The organism is Pseudohongiella sp. (genome assembly GCF_040877505.1).
In the GTDB taxonomy this organism is placed as follows: Bacteria; Pseudomonadota; Gammaproteobacteria; order Pseudomonadales; family Pseudohongiellaceae; genus Pseudohongiella.
This window is the reverse complement of the sequence record NZ_JBBDNQ010000038.1, coordinates 151,469-171,109: the sequence shown is the minus strand read 5'-3', so window position 1 is coordinate 171,109 and position 19,641 is coordinate 151,469. Positions and strand designations below refer to the sequence as shown.

The 19,641-nt window shown below is 57.6% G+C and carries 10 protein-coding genes; 2 read left to right on the top strand and 8 right to left on the bottom strand.

Features of this window, described 5'->3' with window-relative positions; genetic code table 11:
• Window positions 1-8: 8 nt before the first annotated feature.
• The 8 genes from WD071_RS14175 to WD071_RS14140 form a co-directional block, all read right to left on the bottom strand.
• Window positions 9-3,062 carry a type I polyketide synthase gene (locus WD071_RS14175; protein WP_368049048.1) on the bottom strand — a complete coding sequence of 1,018 codons (3,054 nt, stop codon included), beginning with the start codon at window positions 3,060-3,062 and terminating at the stop codon, window positions 9-11.
• Window positions 3,059-4,111, bottom strand: a complete 1,053-nt coding sequence (locus WD071_RS14170; RefSeq protein WP_368049047.1) for an HAD-IIIC family phosphatase — start codon at window positions 4,109-4,111, stop codon at window positions 3,059-3,061. The genes WD071_RS14175 and WD071_RS14170 overlap by 4 nt, the downstream gene beginning before the upstream one ends.
• 2 nt (window positions 4,112-4,113) lie before the next feature.
• Window positions 4,114-5,295: an acyl-CoA dehydrogenase family protein gene (locus WD071_RS14165; RefSeq protein WP_368049046.1), complete on the bottom strand. Its 1,182-nt coding sequence runs from the start codon at window positions 5,293-5,295 to the stop codon at window positions 4,114-4,116.
• Entirely contained in the window at window positions 5,288-5,542 is a 255-nt protein-coding gene (locus tag WD071_RS14160; protein WP_368049045.1) for a phosphopantetheine-binding protein, read from the bottom strand. Before WD071_RS14160 ends, WD071_RS14165 begins: the two co-directional genes overlap by 8 nt.
• Before the next feature lie 18 nt (window positions 5,543-5,560).
• Complete coding sequence (locus WD071_RS14155; RefSeq protein WP_368049044.1) at window positions 5,561-6,445, bottom strand: 3-hydroxyacyl-CoA dehydrogenase family protein; 885 nt, start codon at window positions 6,443-6,445, stop codon at window positions 5,561-5,563.
• A 2-nt stretch (window positions 6,446-6,447) separates the two neighbouring features.
• Window positions 6,448-13,965, bottom strand: a complete 7,518-nt coding sequence (locus tag WD071_RS14150) for an SDR family NAD(P)-dependent oxidoreductase (RefSeq protein ID WP_368049043.1) — start codon at window positions 13,963-13,965, stop codon at window positions 6,448-6,450.
• An 85-nt stretch (window positions 13,966-14,050) separates the two neighbouring features.
• On the bottom strand, window positions 14,051-15,064 hold the full coding sequence (locus WD071_RS14145) for a prohibitin family protein (RefSeq protein ID WP_368049042.1): 1,014 nt from the start codon (window positions 15,062-15,064) through the stop codon (window positions 14,051-14,053).
• Window positions 15,061-16,689, bottom strand: a complete 1,629-nt coding sequence (locus WD071_RS14140; protein WP_368049041.1) for an ATP-binding cassette domain-containing protein — start codon at window positions 16,687-16,689, stop codon at window positions 15,061-15,063. Before WD071_RS14140 ends, WD071_RS14145 begins: the two co-directional genes overlap by 4 nt.
• Before the next feature lie 389 nt (window positions 16,690-17,078).
• Between WD071_RS14140 and WD071_RS14135 the strand changes: the two genes are divergently transcribed.
• A complete protein-coding gene (locus WD071_RS14135; protein ID WP_368049040.1) occupies window positions 17,079-17,825 on the top strand; it encodes a 4'-phosphopantetheinyl transferase in 747 nt (248 codons plus the stop codon).
• A gap of 97 nt (window positions 17,826-17,922) precedes the next feature.
• A complete protein-coding gene (gene panP / locus WD071_RS14130) occupies window positions 17,923-19,617 on the top strand; it encodes a pyridoxal-dependent aspartate 1-decarboxylase PanP (protein WP_368049039.1) in 1,695 nt (564 codons plus the stop codon).
• Window positions 19,618-19,641 lie beyond the last annotated feature (24 nt).

Genomic DNA, 19,641 nt, shown 5'->3' with positions numbered 1-19,641 from the left:
AGTGTTGGTTACCTGTTTCCTTCGGTCAACGCCAGATACTGATCTACCACGGCCATATGCTCCAGCATGACGCGATGTATATCATCGGCGCCGGACGATTGTGCTGATGCGGGTATTGCGGACTGCATATTGTCACCCGCGACCACGCTGTCGCTTACAGCTGACTTGCTCGCGGCAACGGCTCTGCCGGCAGAAGTCTGCTGGCCCCGCTCCGCCGCAGCCGACCAGCAGCGCTGTCTATCGAAACGATAAGTCGGCAGCCGCACGGGCGTTTGCGCCAGAGTTTGCACCGAAGGGGTGGGAGCGGAATTAAAACCCAGACAATACAATTTACCGAATGATTCAAGCATCCGCGCCTGATCATCAACACCATTTCTCAGACTGGGTACCCACACGCCTTTGGAACCGAGTTCGGCACGAATTTCCTGAAAACACAAATCCAGCCCCATCATCACCGGCTCCGGGCTCAGATCGATAAAGGCATCGTATCGGGCGGCATGCAGGGTCTGCATACCCTTCATGAACTGGACCGGCGCACGGGAATGTCGCAGCCAGTAATCAACGGTGGTGATGGCCTGGTCAGCCACGGTACCGGTCAAATTCGAAATAAGCGGAATTTTCGGCGGCGAAAAATGTACGCGCTCAAGCACACGCCGGAAGTTCGGCAGCACGTCATCGACCAGCGGCGAATGAAACGCCCGGTCAATGGGCACGCTGGTTGTGCGCCCGCCGTCAGCGTCGATACGCTGCGCAATGTCAGCAATACTATCTTCTGCACCGGCCACCAGGATGATGCCGGGGCCATTCACGGCAGCGATTCCGGCGTCTGCATAATTGGCAAGGATAGCCTGCACGGCCGTTTCGTCGTGGAATGCTGTGAGCATCGCTCCCGGCGGCGTATGCGCGTCCATCAGGCGGGCGCGTTCGGCGATCAGCATGATGGCGTCTTCCAGCGAAAACACCTCTGCCAGGCAGGCCGCTGTATATTCACCCAGGCTGTGCCCAAGCAACACTTTTGGCGACACGCCCCAGGCCTGCCATTGCTGCGCCAGGCCATATTGCACACAAAAAATCGCCAGTTGCGCCTGCAGGGTTTTGCCCAGTTCGCCTTCTACCCGGTTGCCGGCAAACAGTTTGCTGCTGGCCTGCGTAGGCTGTGTGTGCAGTAGCGCAGCCAGGTCGCTGTCGCAGTACTGACTGGCGATGGCGCTGGCACGATCAAAAGCCGCCCGGAACACCGGCTCAGCCTGGTACAGTGATGCTGACATGCCGTGATACTGGGCTCCGTGACCGCCACAGACCATCGCCACAGCCAGCCGTCCAGTGCGCGACTGCACGGTGCCACTGGCACAGCCTTTGGCTTTTCCTGCTTCACCAAAGCGCCGCAGCCTGGCAATTGCCTGCTCTCGGTCGGTGGCAACCATGGCCAGGCGATTAACCTGACGCTTTCGCCGGGTCGCCCAGGTATGACAAACACGTGCCAGCGCAATGTCTGGATTGTTTTCCATCCAGTCTGCCAGCGCTCCCGCCGTGCGTTGCAGTGACACCGGCGTGGCAGCACTCAACATCAGTAGCTGCGGTGTCTGTTCCAGAGACAGCGGCGAGTTCCCATCTGCAATTGCCGACGCTGGCTCGGGCGCTTCGGCAAGAATAACGTGAGCGTTGGTGCCAGAGAAACCGAAACCGCTGAGCCCGGCAACGCGTCGCCGTTGTGATCTGGGCCAGGGCTTGCCCTGCGCGCAGACTTCGATGGCCTCGTTGGCCCAGTCGATGTCCGGATGGCCTTCGGTATAATTCAGATGCCTTGGCAAATAGTCATTGCGCAGCGCCAGCAACAGTTTGATAAAACCAACGATGCCGGCGGACGCTTCCATGTGTCCGAAATTGGTTTTAACTGATCCAACAATCAGCGGCTGACTGCGCGGCGTTCGGCAATAGACGTCGAGCAGCGCGGTGAGCTCGGTGGGGTCACCCAGCGCCGTTGCCGTACCATGCGCCTCCACAACATCAATATGATCGGGGCTGATTGCCGCCGTCTTGAGCGCGGCCTGCATGACCGCCTTTTGCGATGTGCCACTGGGGGCCATCAGACTCGAACTGGCGCCATCCTGACTGATCGCGGAACCAAGAATGACACCATCAACACGGTCGCCGTCGCGCAGCGCGGCGTCCAGCCGTTTGAGCACCACCATGCCACCGCCTTCAGCACGCACCACACCATGTGCATCCTTGTCGAAGGTTTTAACCACACCGTCCTCACACAACATGCCGACCTTGTCGAAGTTGATGCTCATACCCGGTGCCAGAATCAGGTTGGCAGCACCCACCAGGGCAAGCGTGGATTCGCCCTGGCGCAGGCTCTGGCAGGCATTGTGCAAAGCGACCAGCGACGAGGAGCAGGCGGTGTCTACAACGTAGGAAGGACCCTTGAAATCAAAGGTATAGGAAATGCGGCCGGCTGCCGGGCTGGATGCGCAACCTGTACCAACGTAGGGCGTAATTTCACACAGGCTTTCCTCGGTCATGTGCTGAGCGGCAAAATCAAACCCGCTCTGTCCAACAAACACACCCGTCGAGGAGCCCTTGAGCGCCTCCATGTTCATGTTGGCATCTTCCAGCGCTTCCCACGACAGCTCCAGCAACAGGCGCTGCTGCGGATCCATATAGCTGGCTTCAACCGGCGATATGCCAAACAGCCGGCAATCAAAATCTTCTACCCGACCCAGAAAGGAGCCATAGCGACAACGCATCTTGCCAGGCGCATCGGGATTGGCGTCGTAATACTGGTCCACCGACCAGCGATACGGCGGCACTTCGGTAATCGTGCACAGTCCCTCTTTGAGGATGTGCCAGAACGCCTCCGGGTTGTCGCCGGCACCGGGCGTACGGCAGGCAAAACCGATGACCGCGATCGGTGCTACGCCTGACTCTGGCTGCCCGGATACTGCGACGGCATGACCGGCACGCAGCTCCGCATTCTCCGCTTTCAGGCGCCGGATTTCAGCCAGTGCCTTGACGATAATATCGTCATCGTTGTTGTCGTTGTTTGCAGAGTTGCTCACGGCAGTCTCCAATCCAGTGCGGCGTCAATGTTCAAATGCATGTAGTCGGGTAACGCCGGAATACTGCTAAGCTCGTTCATCAACAGCTCGCCCTCTTCCCGGAAACCGGCAAAGCGGTAAGTGATGAACATCATGCGGTTGCGATCGGTTTCCCGGAACTGCGCCGCCAGCCTTAGCTGCCGGTTGCGGCAGGTGGTGCGCAAAGCGGTCAGAATGACGCCGCCGACCCCTCGCGACATGACACGACACGACATCAGGAACAGATCAATGCACCACAGCCCGGGCTGTTGCGATATCAGCAACAGACCTATCGCGCCGTAGGCACCGTATTTGTCTTCCAGCTCGGCAACAATAACCTGATGCTGCGGCGATGCGATCAGTTCGCGCAATTGTTCTGCCGAATACGTCACGCCCGTGGTATTGAGCTGGTTTGTACGCAAGGTCAGTTCCTCTGCCCGATACAGATCTTCCTCGCTGGCGGGCTTCAGTCGCAACTTGAGGTCCAGTGTGCGCAAAAATGCATCCTCTGGCCCCTTGAAGTCTTCCTGCGCCTGGGCGCGCAGCGCTTCCTTCTGATACATCTGCCGCCGGTTGCGCGCATCTGCCGTCAGATGCAGGGGCATAAAGTCTTCCAGCTCCGGCAGCTTTTCCAGTCCGGCTTCGCTGAACGCTCTGACTGACGGATGCACCGACAACACTTCATCGCGTTCAAAAACCTGATCATCTATAAAAGCAAAGGTATCGATACCAATGTTCAGGCGTTCGGCGATGGTGCCGATGGCTTGCGACTTTGCATTCCAGCTGATCTGGGGATACAGGAAATACTGATCCAGCCCGTGCGCCGCCAATGCCGCCATGGCAGGTTCGGGCTCATTCTTTGAAGCCACTGACTGCAGAATGCCGCGCTGATCCAGCGCTTCGATGACGTCGCGAACGTGCGGACGCAAGCCGGGCACCTCGGTGCTCTCCAGCAGCACCCCGTCCCACAAGGTGTTGTCCAGATCCCAGACCACACATTTGATCCGGTTTTTGCTCACCCCGACGCCCATACTCAATTCTCCGCCAGCAGGCGTTGGCGACGACGGGCCGACTGGACAAACTCGCCCATGCCATTCTGCGCGATCATGACCTGCTGCATCTGATTGCTGCCCTCGATAATCTCGGTAATCTTCAGATCGCGGTAAAAACGCTCGGTACGACTTTCACCGGCACTGCAACCGGCCGCGCCGTGGATCTGTACCGCCTGGTTTGCCACCGTGACCGCATGTGTCGAGGTAAAATACTTGGCGGTGGCGGTCTCCATGGTCGCCATCGGACTGCCGGCGCTGCGCAATTCCGCCGCATGCCAGCACAGCCGCTCGGCCGCTTTGTAGGCTGTCATCATGTCTGCCAGCATCTGCTGGATAAGTTGATGTTTCGATAATGCCTGACCAAACTGCTGTCGCTTGTTGGCATAGATCACGGAATCCGTCACACAGGCTTCCATCGCGCCCAGGCTGCCAAACGCAATTGCCAGTCGGCCCAGGTCGAGCGCGCCCGCAGCGACATAATTAATGCCGGCGCCGATTCCTCCTATCAGGTTGGCAGACGGTATAAAGCAGTCCTGCATGTTGATTTCGCCGAGCATTGCCGCCCGAAAACCCAGCAAGCCTTTCATGGGGGTGATACTCAATCCTTCAGCGTCGGCAGGCATAAGACACGCCACTGCGCGGCCGTCTTCCAGCTTGCCGAATACCAACAATACATCTGCCCGGGCGGCATACGAGATCCATTTCTTTCTGCCGCTCACGCGATAACCACCCTCGCACTCTACCAGCGTGGTCTGTATGCCTGTCGCCTCGCTGCCATAATCGGGCTCGGTCAGTGCAAAAGCACCCAGCTTTTCGCCCCGGGCCAGCACGGGCAACCAGTCGGCTCGTTGTTGTCCGGTACCCGACAGCCGGATGGCTTCCATGACCATGCTGTGCACGGTGACAATGCTGAGCAACGACAGACTGGCCTGACCGAATTCGGCACACAGCAAACCAAATGACAAGGCATCCCAGCCTCTGCCACCATGCCCGGTATCAATAAAACTGCCCAGCAAACCGGCCTGTGCCAGCGCTGCAGGCACATCGGTTGGCAGGTTCTCAGCCTGATCCCAGGCAGCAATGTCTGCCGGTGTAAAACCGGCCAGCACCCGGGCCACTTCCTGTCGGTGCTGTGCGCGCTGCGTGGAGTCGTGTTTATCCATTGACCGCGGCCGATACTTTTTGCATGAAAGCATCCATACGGTCGATGCTGCGGAAGTTATCCAGATTCAGGTCCTCGCTTTCGACGCGAATATCCAGAGTCTTTTCCACAAACAGCACCAGCTGCATGGCCATCAGAGAGCTCACCAGCCCAAGTTCAAAAATATCATCGTCATCGGCAAAGTCTTCCTCGCTGATGAAATTCTCCAGAAAACTGCGGATATCCTGTTTATAGTTTGTCTCGGTCACTGTTTTACCATTTCCATATCAAAGGGCTTGTTTTTTGTTGGCATGATGCAAATTGGGGTATTTGAAAAATCCTTCGCCTGACTTGCGCCCGTGCAGACCCGCGTCCACCATCTTGCGCAGCAACGGTGCGGGCCGGAATTTGGGGTCGTTGTAACTTTCATAGAGCACGTCCAGCGAAAACAGTATGGTATCCAGCCCGATCAGATCGGCGGTTTCCAACGGGCCCATTTTATGGCCAAAACAGCCCTTAAAGATGCGATCCACATCACGCGGTGACGACACCTGATCCTGCACCACAAAAACAGCTTCGTTCACCGTGAGCATCAGAATGCGATTGGAAACAAAGCCGGGCATGTCATTAACAACGACTGCTTCCTTACCGAGTTGCGCCAGGAACTCCTTTGCTACGGTGAGGGTTGCTTCGCTGGTATGGTGGGCGCGAATAACTTCCACCAGCGGCTTCATTGGCACCGGATTCATGAAGTGCATGCCAACAATTCTGTCCGCGCGCTCGGTCCAACTGCCAACCCGGGTAATCGAAATCGCCGAGGTATTTACCGCAATCACGCAGTCGCTTTTACAGACACGGTCCAGTTGCGGATACAGTGCCTGCTTGATGGCCACTTTCTCACTGACATTCTCGACGAGAAAATCCGCCTGCGCGAGTCTGTCGATGTCAGTGGTGTATTCAATGCGCTGGCAAACGTCATCCGCAGACTCCACTGCAGATTTTTTGTCCAGCATCGCCGCAAAACGGACGGCCTGGCGGATCTCATTGTCGGCCGCGGCAAGAACATCATCATCAATATCAAGCAGCACCACCCGCATGCCCTTTTGCGCAGCCGCCTGAGCCACGCCTCTTCCCATTACGCCGGCGCCTGCGACGCCCAATGTCCTGATCATGCCTACTCCTGAAGATCGATTTCGTTGGCGAGCTGTCGGAGCAATTCCGACCTGTCCGGTTTTGCCTTTGCGCCGGGCTCAAGAGCATGTTTCCCGGTGCCGCGATGCTCTTGCTGATTCTTTGGCGCTGATGACGGATGCAAGGCCTGCAACTGAGCCACCAGTTCCCGAGCCATCACAGAGATGCTGGGATAGTCCAGAATCAGCGTGGATTTCAATTTCAGGCCCAGTGCCGACTCCAGTTTTTTGCGCAACTCCAGTGCAGCCAGCGAATCGATTCCCATATCCAGGAACCCCGTGCTGACGTCGATGTGCTCCTTGCTACCCGGATTTGTCATATCAGCGACCAGCTGCGCCAGATAATCCTGCAGGCGCTCGTCAGCAGCTTTAGGATTCAACGCCAACAGCTCGCCGGTAAGCGCTGGATGTCGTGCCGGGGCAGCGTGTGCAACGGGTGTCACAACGGCAACCTTGGCCACAGTGCCGCGCGCTGAGACCGGGAAAAACCCTGCGGCGCCGGGCAGCGCCGACAGGCTGTTGGTATCCGCGACCATGATGCAGATCTCACTTGCCGACGGGGCAACCAGGTAACGACCCAGCACATCAAAGCCGGTGTCAGCGTCGAGGAATCCGTAACCGGTGCTCTCTATTCGCGCCAGATGGCTCTCATTCAGCGTTGCCGTCATGCCGACCTGACGCCAGGGGCCCCAGGCAACACTGATGGTGTGACAATCAGCACCGCTGGTGTATTGACTGGCCAGACTATCGAGCGCCGCGTTGGCTGCGCAATAGTTGCTCTGGCCTGCGCCACCCAGCCAGGCCGCAGTCGAAGAATAATAAATCGTGTGGCGGGGCTTCAGGGACGCAAACGCCTGATGCAGATTGTCTGCCGCCACGGCTTTCGCCCGCGCCAGGGCGGAGAAATCATCGCTCTGCAGCGAGCCGATGAGCCCGTCGCGACGCGCCCCGGCGGCATGAATGACTGTTTCCACCGGCGCCAGTTGTGCAGCTTTTTCTGCCAGCGCGATGACCTGACCGCGCTGGCTGACATCGCAGCGATGAATATCAATCTTTGCACCTTGCGCACGCAACGTTGCCAGCGCTGTTTCCGCCTCCTCAGAGGGGCCGGAACGCCCGACCAGCACAAAGTGGCGGGCACCCCGCCGGATCATCCATTGGGCAGTGAGCAGCCCAAGGCCACCCAGTCCGCCGGTGATCACCTGCAGCTTGTCGGGTGAAAAACTGATCTCAGACGAACCGGGCGTCAGCAGATCTGCCTTCAAAGACTGCACATCGCCGGCCTTTATTCGCAGTCGGCACCCGGTATCCATGGCTGTTGACAGCAACGCCAGTAACGTTTGCACACTGCTGTCATGCTGATCCATTTCCACTGCGGCTATCGGCCAGTCCTGCAACTCATGCGCGGCCGCCACCGCCTGCATCGCCAGTGCTGAACGTTGCGCAATGGTCAGCGCTGCAGAACGCTCTGTCGCTGATGGCTCTGCAATCGCAGTGACGATGACGAGCTGGCTGAAAACACTGGATACCGATTGGAGCGATGCCATGAACTGATTGAGCCTGGCACTGGCATCAGCACTGTGGTCGGCGCGTGTGATGCGATCCACATAGATCAGCGGCCAGCGGCGATCGGATTCGGGCGCGACAGTTGCGCCAGCAAACAACATCGTTTTGACACCGGCATTGTGCAACTGCGCAGCAAGTGCCTTCACATCGTCAGCATCGCCTGCCAGCCACACACCAGCCAGATCATCCGCTGGGTGGCTACCCGATACGGCCGCACGAATATCTTCCCAGTGCCGGGTAAACAGAGCAGGTTGCGAGTCCGAATTTCGCACCGCGCTCGCATGCCGGAATGATTCTGCCGCCACCACGCGGAACTCAATACCACGGCTCTCGACAAGAACCCTGCCATCAGCCGACAGCAACCGGACTGTGGCGATCACCAGAGACGGCGACTGCCGATGTATCTCGGCATGCGCCCACACCTGATCGGGCAGACTGTCCGTGAAGCTGACCAGCGTATCGATGCGGGCGGGCACGATCGTTTCTGACGGCAACTCAGGCAATGCCGCCAGCATCGTTTGCCAGTGGCAATCGATCAGCCCGGCAGCAATCCCCTGCGCAATACGCGACGCTGGCGTTGCCGGTACGTCGAGCAATGCCAGCGCTTCGTTATCGCCGCGATGAATGTGCCGGAAACAAAGGAAGGATTCGCCCAGCTCCACCTGCATGGCCGCCATGTGAGTTTCAATGATCTGCGGATTAAGCGGCTCACTGCAACGGCGGCGCAGCGCCACCATATCGACTGCCACTTCGCTGCCCGGCGCATCCGGCAACAGCTCCGCCGTCACATGCACCTGCACGCCGTGGTTGTTCGCCCGGGTGTTGCCCCCGGCAAAGCTACCTGACAATCGCAGATTCGCTGGTTGACTGCTGAGTTCAATACTGGTCACTGCGCCGCTGGCGTCGTACAGAATCTGGACCGTCCTGCCGTCATTGCCAGACCTGTCGCCGGGCAGGTGCATTGGCGCGATAAAATTGATGTCACTCAGTGCCACGCAACCGCTGCCGGTAACGTCAGCGGCCGTTCGCAGCAGTTGCGATGTATACAGCGCCGCTGGCGGCACCACAACGCCGAATACGCGATGCTGGGCAAGCACCGGAATGGCCTCGGGCGAGTAATTGAGTGTATACAGCTGCTGCCCGAGCCGCGGCAAAACCAGTGGCCTGGCCAGCAGCGGATCCGCTGACGGCGAATTCATCTGACCCGGGTCGGGGTCTATCCAGCAGCGCTGGCGCTGCCATGGGTAAGTCGGCAGATGAGCTCTGCGTCCGTCAAACGCCGCTGTTCCGGACCAATCGATTTCGTGGCCAAGCGTGAACAATTCTGCCAGCGCACCGGCGAACACCCTTGCGTCGGGCTGGCCTTTACGTAAACTCGGTAGCCAGTGACCCGGCTGCGCCTGACCAAGAGACTGCGCCTGATCAAGACCACTGTCGCTGTCCAACGCCCTTCCCAGGCCACAGAGAATCGCCGCCGGCCCTATTTCAACAAAACAGCCACCACCAACGGCCTTTGCCTGTTGCAGCCCCTGCACGAACTGCACGGGCGCGCGCAGCTGAGCAACCCAGTAATCCGCGCCGCGTTTGTCATGTTCAAGAGCCGTCGCATCCAGATTACAAAATACCGGAATGAGCGTTTTTTTGAACTCAAGGCCCGCCAAAGCCGAGGCGAATTCCTGCTGCACAGCTTCCATATGCTGCGAGTGGAAGGCGTGGGATACGTTCAGTGGCACCACACTGACTTTCTTCTGACGCAGGTAATCGCAGGCGTGGCCAACGACCTCGGCATCCCCCGTAATGGTGGTATCAAATGGCGAATTGCAGCCGGCAATCTCACATTCCGTGCCTGCCTCACGCAGCAGTGCCCGCACCGTGTCGACACCGGCTTTCACCGAGGCCATGCCGCCTTTTTTGGTCACTGTCTGCATCAGGCGGCTGCGCGCTTCCACCAGCACGGCTGCATCGCTGAGACTGAGGCCGCCGGCGGCCCACACACCTGCCACCTCGCCAATGCTGTGGCCGACAATACAGTCGGGGCGCACGCCGAGTTTTCGATACAGCTGTACTAACGCTACCTGAATACAGAACAGTGCAGGCTGCGTGTATTGCGTCTGATCAAGTATCGCCTGTACGGCCTTGTCGTCCGCTGCGGCGAGTACCAGGTCACGGACGGCGTGCTCGCGATGCGGGGTGAAGAGGCTGGCACAGGCATCAAAGGCATCACGAAATGCCTGATGGGTTGCATACAGTTCCCGACCCATACCCGCGTACTGACTGCCCTGCCCGGTGAACATGAACACGATACCGGGTCCTGTGCCTGCCGCGCCAGGGGACAGCGATGGTTCGCCCTGCCAAGACAACCGGGATAACAATTCATCGCGGTCGGCGGCTACAAAAGCGCGTCGGCACGCCATGGCCAGCCGTCCGCGTTGGTGAGTGAAGGCAATATCGGCAAGCGGCGTGTCGGGATGTCGCGTGACAAAGTCGGCAAGTGCAGCGACTTTATCGCTGAGCGCTGCCTCGTTACCGGCAGAAACCGACAACACAAATACGCCAGTCCTTGCGTCAACCGGCGTCGGCTGCGGCGCCTCTTCCAGAATGACGTGCACATTGGTACCGCCAATGCCCAGCGAATTGATGCCGGCACGGCGCGGCGTCTTGCCCGCCGGCCACTCGCAGGTGCGATTACTGACATAAAATGGTGTGCTATCGAAGCCGATGGCGGGGTTGGCTTCCCGGAAATGTAGTGTCGCCGGCAGGGTCTTGTGATGCAGTGCCAGTACGGTCTTGATGAATCCGGCGATGCCGGACGCGATGCCCATATGACCGATGTTGGTCTTGACCGACCCAAGTGCGCAGAACCCGCTGCGCTGTGAACTGTGCCGGAACGCTTTGGTCAACGCCTGCACTTCAATGGGATCACCGATCGGTGTCCCGGTGCCGTGCCCCTCAACAAAACCAATGCTGTCGGCGTCGATACCGGCGTTTTCGATGGCCTTTGAGATAGCCCGGTATTCACCCAGCATGCTGGGCGCGGTAAAGCCCATTTTCTGGCCACCGTCATTGGCCACGGCGCTGCCCTTGATGACGGCATAAATGGCATCACCGTCCGCCTGTGCACGATCGAGACGTTTCAACAGGACTGCGCCCGATCCGCTGCCAAATATCGTGCCCTTGGCATCACGGTCATAGGCACGACAGTGACCATCAGGAGAGTTGATCATACCCTCTTCGTAGTAGTGACCGGCATGTTGCGGCAGCATCAGCGCACAACCACCGGCAACGGCCATGTCACATTCGCCTGCGCGCAGAGCACGCGCTGCCTCGTGCACGGCGACCAGCGTGCTGGAGCAGGCCGTCTGGATGCCCATGCTGGGACCGGTCAGATCCAGTTTGTAGGACACCCGTGTTGGCAGATAATCTTTGTCATTTGCCACCATCACATTAAAGCCCGGCACCGAGTTGACGGTCAGCACGCTGCCCCCGTTCTCCTCGACCCAGGCCCTGTTGGCATACACATTGTTCTGCAGATAGGTATTGGTCGCCGCGGATGCATAGACACCAACCTTGCCCAGCGCTGATCCCGGCACATAACCGGCATCTTCAAACGCCTCCCAGGCGGTCTCCAGAAATACCCGCTGCTGGGGATCCATCAATTCGGCTTCCCGCTTTGCGTACCGCCAGAAGTCAAGATCGCAACCTTCAACGTCGTCCAGCACGGGCGCCACGTTGACCTGCGCCGGATCATGCGCCTGCGATGCTGGCACGCCCGCGGCAATCGCTTCCGCTGGCGAAAAGAAGGTCAGTGTTTCGACGCCTTCCTCAAGCACACGCCAGAAAGCCTCGGGACCATGCGCACCCGGGAAGCGACAGGCGATACCAATCACGGCAATATCACCCGACTGATTGTCACCATCACTGCCGGTCGCCGGATGAGCAGCCGGTGCCGCTTGCGCGGCTTCCGCTGCTGCGGCCGCCCGGCCAGAAAAATGCATTGCCATGGTGCGAATCGTGGGTGTATCGAACAGCTCCACCATCGACACCTCGCGTCCCAGCAGCAATTCAAGTTCATGCTGCACCTGAATCGCCAGCAGCGACGAACCGCCGAGTTCAAAGAAGCTTTCGTCGAGCCCCACGGACTCGAGGCCCAGTGCCCGCTTCCAGATGCCGGTAATACCAACAAGCAGCTCCCGGAAGGGTCCGTTATCGTCAAGCTCCAGTTGATCGGTGCGACGTGAACTTATCACTGCAGAAGACTGGAATTCGCTTTTCTGGTAACGAAGCTTCAGCACACTGCGCTTGATCTTGCCGATTTCAGTGCGTGGAAATTCCTCTGGGCGTAACGCGATAATAGCGCCTGGCGCGATGCCGGTCAGACGGGCCACCTCTGATCGTACAGCCTTTTTCAGAGCCTGCTCATCACCGCTGTTGTCGGCGCCAGGCGCCGGCGAATAAAAAATAACCAGGCTTTCCGTGTTGTCGCCCGGCGCACGGACACCCACTGCCGCAACACAGTCACCGGCGACGCCGGGGAATTTGGCAACAGCGCCTTCAATCTCATGGCAATAGTGATTATTGCCGTTAATAATCACCATGTCCTTTTCGCGCCCGGTGACATAAAGCTCACCGGCATCGATATACGCCAGATCACCGGTCATCAGCCAGTCCCCGACCAGCATGCTGGCATTCAGCGCGTCTTCGCCGTCATAACCTTTAAAGACCGAAGCGCCTTTCATCAACAGCCTGCCTTCGACACCTTCATCCACGGTTTTGCCTGATTCATCAACGATCTTCATTGCCGCACCAGGAATGACCGGTCCCAGCGATACAAAGGAGTCCGAATCGGAGGTGTCCTGAAGCCTGAAGCCAGTTGACCAGGTGATGCCGGAGCAGGTCTCCACCATACCGAATGCAGGTCTTAGCGCATCTTCCGGCAAGCCGAAGGGCTGCAACAAAGCAAGAAAGCGGCGCGCAGTGGCACTGACCACTGCCTCACCGGCGTTGACCATGAAACGCATGCAGGACAGATCCCAATGACGAGACTGCAGTTGCTGCTGGCGGTCCAACAGCAATGAGAAAACAAAATTGGGCGCCCAGGTTATCGATGCACGCCAGTTTTCGATCAGATCAAGCCAGCGGGTGGGTTCTTTCAGCACGTAGTCGATCGGTACGTGAACCTGAGTCGCGCCCAGTGCCATTGGCATCACACCCAGAAATACCAGCGAGCCGGCATGATCCAGTGACATCCAGTTGAGGGTGATGTCGTCGGCCGTAAAGCCATTCATCTGAATGGTCGCATCCGCCATCGCCAGCATGGCGGCATGGGTCTGCACCACGCCCTTTGCCGCGCCGGTGCTGCCTGATGTCAGAAACATGGCAGCAGGATCATCGGGCGCAGGGGTGTGGATGTCGGGCGCAGCGCTGACTCGACGGCAGTCCGAGATGTTGATGACACTGATATTGTTTTTAGTGGCACCGTCAGTATCCAGCGTGTCGAGCAGCGCTTTGACGGGCGTGTGTAAATCCGGCGAGGTGAGCACCGCGCGGATGCGAAAACGGGCCACAGCCGAGAGCAGACGGTCAGTCTGGCTGTTGGGGCGATCATAGAAGGGCGCCGTGTTCAGCGGGACCGGTACGACACCGGCGAGGATGCAGCCCCAGAATCCAAGCATGACATCAAGCGCATCGGAGAGCTGCAGTACCAGCCGGTCGCCGGGCCGCAGGCCGGTACTCTGCAAACCGGCACAAAGCTGTTCCGCCCGGTCATAGAATTCCGAGTAAGTCAGCGCACTGGCTTCGCCGCGTTTGTCGAGCGTGGTGATGCCTGTCCGCGACTCAGAACGGCGCGCGCGCAGCAGGGCCACCAGCTGGTTTTCGGGAACGCTGACTCTTTCGCGCTCGCATCCCTGCACTTCACTGTCGATCTTGTTTGCCACAGAAATCTACCAGATACCAAATTTAAGTTTTCCTCAACGCGACGGACTTGCATTTACCCAATTTCCGCTACACTGCTCGCTGATCTCACTGCTGTACAACCTCACTACCGGGCTGTCTCGTACCACCCGGATCGCTCGCACTGTCCGGCTCATCCGCAGTGTCCGGTTCAGTCAAGCTGGCCGAAATACTGGCAGCATCCGGCCTGCGCACGCCTTCGGCGGTATCCAGAATCAAGGGCAGACCATTGGCACTGTTGCCGATCACCACAACCTTGGCGTTGTCGGACTCGGCCAGTTGCAGCGTGGCCTCGATGCCGCGCCATTGCAGGTAGCTGTCGGTAATCGCCGGGGCAACGGTTTCCTGGAAATTGCGGATGCCTTCGGCTTCTATCTGCTTACGCTCACTTTCGAGGCGCTCCCGCTCCACTCTGAACTGGTATTGCGCCACCATTTCGGATTCGGCCAGCTTGCTCTCGATGGCTGTCTGCAACGTTTCCGGTAACTCTATTCTGGTCATCAGCGTATCCTGCAGGACGATAGTGATGCCCGGCTCCTGATTAGCCCGGGCGCCAATATGATTGGGCAAAGAACCCCCGGTGACCTCCTCATAAATCCGCGCCTGCACGGCATTGCGTTCAAAGGTGTATAAAGCTTCGGCTCGGTAGTCCGCGACAACATGCCTGAGCACCGAGCCGATTTCGGGGATCAACATGGATTGAAGGTAGTCCAGCCCCACCTCATGGTTCAACTCAACGAGATTTTCCCCCACCACCCGCCACCTGAAGGTCATCTCAATGTCGAAATGCAGACCTTCCTGTGACACGACCTGATAGGTCTCGTTGTGTGTTTTCAGACGCACGTCGTAAAGATAAAACTTGTCCCAGGGCCAGATGAACACCAACCCCTCGCCGGCCAGCTCGGCGTGATAGTTGGGCGCCCAGGGAAACCGGAAACTGTGCCAGACCACGGCCTCATGCCCGTCGGGGACTTTGTACACGATCTTGTCCCACAGTATGATCAGCAGGAATACCAGTATGAGGACGGTAAATATGAACCCGTACCGAAAACGCCTGAACACGGCATTCAAATAATTTTTCACTGTTTAATGTCTCCCTCATCCTGGCTGCCGGAAGCGAGCGTGATCCTGCCCTCTTCCACATGGTAATGATGATCAGCGCAATCGAAATAACGATCGTCATGCGTAACAACTACCAGCGTTTTCCCGGACGCCCTGAATTCCGGCAGCAAGGTTCGATAGAAGAATTTGCGTGTCTGCGGATCCTGGTCCGCCGCCCATTCGTCCAGAATGAGCACAGGCCGGTCTTCCGCCAGCGCCAGTGCCAGCGCCAGACGTTTCTTCTGACCGGTCGACAGGGCATTCGCGTCGTATCCCGCGCTCAGATCCGCCGGGAACTTGTCCCGCACCTGCAATCGGGTTAACCAGCTATCCAGCCTCGCCAGCCCATCCGCGTCCAGTGCATACGGCTTGGCAAAGAGATGGAAATCGGCGAAGACGCTGGCAAAAAGGTCGCGATAGTTCTGCGTGGGAAAACGGTTGATCAGCGTATCATCGACCTTTATATCGCCTCTTTCGCGTGGATACAGCCCTGCCAGCAATCGCAGTATGGTGGTTTTGCCCGAGCCGTTGCCCCCAGTGATAAAGGTAATTGAGCCTTGTCTGATCGAAAAATTCAGGTCCCGCACGCTGAAAGCGTGCTCCGCATCGGCAGCCTGCGCAGAACGATGGCTATACTGAACATGGTCAAGCTGGATGATGTCGAAATCTGCCAGATCTTTGGCCCCGTCTTTGTCTTCAGCATCTTCGTTTTTTTCCAGACAGGCATCCACTTCCTCTTCGAACTTCATGATGCCTAACACCGAGAAGCGGGCGATATTGAATTGCTGGATGCTGCCAATCACCCCGCCGATCGGGCCGATCAGGAAAAGCACGGCTACGACGATGCGGCCAATCTCGTCTTTTTCCTGAGGATTGAGGATGGGCAGAAGAAAAATGACTGCACCGGCCATCAGGTAGGATGCCGTAGTGCCGGACGCCAGCACTTCCGCAAACAATGCTGCGCTGGCAGAGCGTTTCTCATACAGCTGCGCAGACGATTCCCCGGTATCCTGCAGGAAGGCTTCGCGTTTGCCTGTGTTAAGCCTGAGCTCCTTTGCACCTTTGATACCTGCTTCCATGGACCTGTCGAGACCGGCGTTAGAGACGGCAGAGTCCCGCAGGGTATCAGCCAGCCGCGCGGAAACCGACAGATACCCCAGCACCGTCAGTACACCCACGACGCCAGTCAGTAAAGCAGCAAGAGGTGACAGGAATATTACGTAGACATACATGAAGACCAGCAAACTGAGGCACTCGACGCCTGCTGTTATCGTGATAATCGCCTGGGAAAGCGGCCCGTAATTTTTTATCAGACCATCTGTTACAGCTTCCTCGGAGAAATCTTCAATATTCCTCAACGAAAGCCTGGTAACTTTGGCTGCAATCCGCTGCCGCCATTGATGCATGGCCGCCTCAATGGATCTGCTGGACTGTGCAATCAGGAAGCGCTGACAAAAACGGTAACACACCAGCATGACCAGGAAGGCAACAGCCGCGAACACTGAATACTGCTCCTCACCCACCAGCTTGGATTCAGCGTTCAGAAAGTAAACCACAGCCGTGCCAAATGCCGCGCTGAGCACAGCGACACCGAGCAACCCCCGCACTGACGGGCCGCTGCCACCAAAAACGCTTAACAGCTTAAATTTAAAAGGATTTTTCCACCGAGGCTGTGGAAACCGAGTGAGGTAACGAAGAAGGGTATCACCGACTGATGATGGTCCATCCTGATCTGCCGGATCTTGCCCCAGACTCATAATATCACTCGAAACGATCCTGTGGAGTCATCACAGCAGAACTTATGCAGCGAAATAAACTCAAGAATTTGTTACATTATTAGGGAGTTGATTCTACTGACATGTTATTGTGCAGCGCAACCGTTTTGTTCAAAAATTACAGTTCGCGCAACGAGAAATAGACCTGTGTCACACCAGCGCACCCTGCCAACATATTGTCGCTCAGTACCTCTTCTGGTTCGGCGTAGAAAGCAGCCGTCATGATTCGTCGGATCCCCACGCCGCTTCCGATCGACGAAGAATGCCGACAGGTATGTTGTCACTTCGACGAAAATGCTTTCCACGCCGCATTACCAGACCTATTGAGCCTGACACTACCCACAGAGCTGAGTCGTGCCGTGCCCAAACGCAAAGCGGAATTCATCGCCGGCCGCTATTGTGCCCGCGAAGCCCTGGCGCTGCTGGCAAACAGCCCCTTTGCAACAGGCACGGAAACAATACAACGGGATGCCAGGGTTGGGATCGGAGCAAATCGCGAGCCTTTGTGGCCAGGCGGCGTTGTTGGTTCAATCACACATTCTCATGGTTACGCCTCTGCGGTAGTCGCGCGGCGCGACCAGGTCCGCGCTGTAGGCGTGGATACGGAGAAATGGATCGAGCCCGATCGCGCGGAAAATATCAAACAACAGATTCTGACCCGTCAGGAGTGCCACGCTGAGCAACAACTGCTGTTTGACTCGCCACTACACTATCTGACATTGGTGTTCTCAGCCAAGGAAAGCCTTTTCAAATGCCTGTTTCCCCTGGTCAACACATTCTTTGATTTTCACGCGGCTGCAATTTTGCTCGGGCGACCCGGGCCGCTCTCAAATGGCGAATTCCGCTTTAAACTGCTGACGGACCTGAACGACGAATTCCGGGCTGGTTATAGCGGCGCAGGCAGCTATTGTGCGGATGCCAGCAGTGGTCACACAGCCATAATCATAAAGGCACAGCCCGGGAAGTAACGCCTGCACACCAACGCACAGTCAGTGCCTGCTGCCATTTCCATAGCCGCCGCATATACACTATACTGCGCACCCCGTGTCTGGATGAGCGCCCTTGATGTCTGTCAGTAACAGCAAAAGTCTGATCAACGAGAGCCTGACCAGCGATAACCTGGCCAGCAAGAAACTGGCCAAAGCCAGCCTGGAGTCCCTGTACCGTATATTCACGGTACCGGAAGCACCGGATTCAACGCTCGGACAAATCGATCAGTCCATCTCCCAGAACCTGGCCGGGTTTCTGCAGGAACATATTGTTGCTGCCGAACGTGATCTGGCTGATATCGAACGTGATTTCGCCGACCCGCATATTCCGGAGCAGCCGACGTTTGTCTCCGACCAGATCCAGTTTGTACTGGATAAACTTGTCGCCCAGTCCGTGCATATCTCTGCGCCCAGCTTTGTTGGCCACATGACCTCGGCCCTGCCCTATTTCATGTTGCCACTGTCGCGCATCATGATGGCACTGAACCAGAATCTGGTGAAGGTGGAAACCTCCAAGGCATTTACCCCGATGGAGCGCCAGGTCATCGGCATGGTGCATCATCTGATTTATCAACAACCCGACGCTTTTTATCAGCGCTGGATGCATGATCGCGGACACGCGCTGGGCAGTTTCTGCTCAGGCGGCACTATAGCCAACCTCACCGCGCTGTGGGCAGCGCGCAATAATGTGCTGGCCCCACGCGGTGACTTCGCCGGCCTGGGTCAGGACGGTTTGATGGCGGGTATGCAGCATTATGGCTACCAGGGTCTGGCTGTGCTGGTGTCAGAGCGAGGGCATTACTCGCTGGGCAAAGCTGCCGACATTCTCGGCATCGGGCGCCGTTCATTGATCGGTATCGAAACCGATGCCAACAACAAGATCCGGACGGATCTGCTGGCACGCAAATGCGACGAACTGGCCAAACAGAACATCAAGGTAATGGCGATAGTGGGTATCGTCGGCACGTCGGAAACCGGCAATGTCGATCCCTTGGATGCCATGGCTGACATTGCGGCCGAGCGTAACATTCACTTTCACGTCGATTCCGCCTGGGGTGGTCCGACACTGTTCTCTGACAAATACCGCTCATTGTTGAAAGGTATCGAGCGCGCGGACTCAGTGACACTGGATGCTCACAAACAGCTGTATGTGCCGATGGGTGCTGGCATTTGTGTATTCCGCAACCCGGAAACCCTGAGCAGTGTCGAACACCACGCCGAGTACATCATCCGCAAAGGCTCCAAGGATCTGGGCAGCCACACCGTGGAAGGCTCCCGACCCGGCATGGCCATTCTGGTGCACTCGGGCTTGCAGATCATTGGTCGCCAGGGCTATGAGCTGCTGATTGATCAGGGGATCGAGAAGGCCCGGGCATTTGCCGACATGATCAAGGCCGCAGATGATTTCGAACTGGTCACCGAACCGGAACTTAACATTCTGACCTATCGTTACCTGCCTGCTGATATCCAGCAGGCATTGTTGTTGGCGAACGATGACGTTCGGCTTGAAGCCAATCAACTGATCAGTCTGTTAACCAAGAGTGTACAGAAAACCCAGCGTGGCCTGGGCCGCTCATTTGTCTCTCGCACCCGCTTAAACCCGGTGCACTACAAACGTGACCCTATTGTTGTATTCCGCGCTGTGCTGGCGAACCCGTTGACCACCACTGAGATTTTGCGCGACATGCTGGACGAACAGCGTGAGATCGCCAGTCGCCCGGCGATGCAGGCGCAATTGCAGGAAGTGCGGGTATTGTTGGCAATAACATGAAACTGCCCTGCAGCAAACGCCGGT

Bases quoted from the DNA above. Each gene is read 5' to 3' on its own strand.
- WD071_RS14170 (WP_368049047.1), bottom strand. From the start codon at position 4,111: ATGGGCGTCGGGGTGAGCAAAAACCGGATCAAATGTGTGGTCTGGGAT.
- WD071_RS14165 (WP_368049046.1), bottom strand. From the start codon at position 5,295: ATGGATAAACACGACTCCACGCAGCGCGCACAGCACCGACAGGAAGTG.
- WD071_RS14155 (WP_368049044.1), bottom strand. From the start codon at position 6,445: ATGATCAGGACATTGGGCGTCGCAGGCGCCGGCGTAATGGGAAGAGGC.
- WD071_RS14135 (WP_368049040.1), top strand. From the start codon at position 17,079: ATGATTCGTCGGATCCCCACGCCGCTTCCGATCGACGAAGAATGCCGA.
- panP (WP_368049039.1), top strand. From the start codon at position 17,923: ATGTCTGTCAGTAACAGCAAAAGTCTGATCAACGAGAGCCTGACCAGC.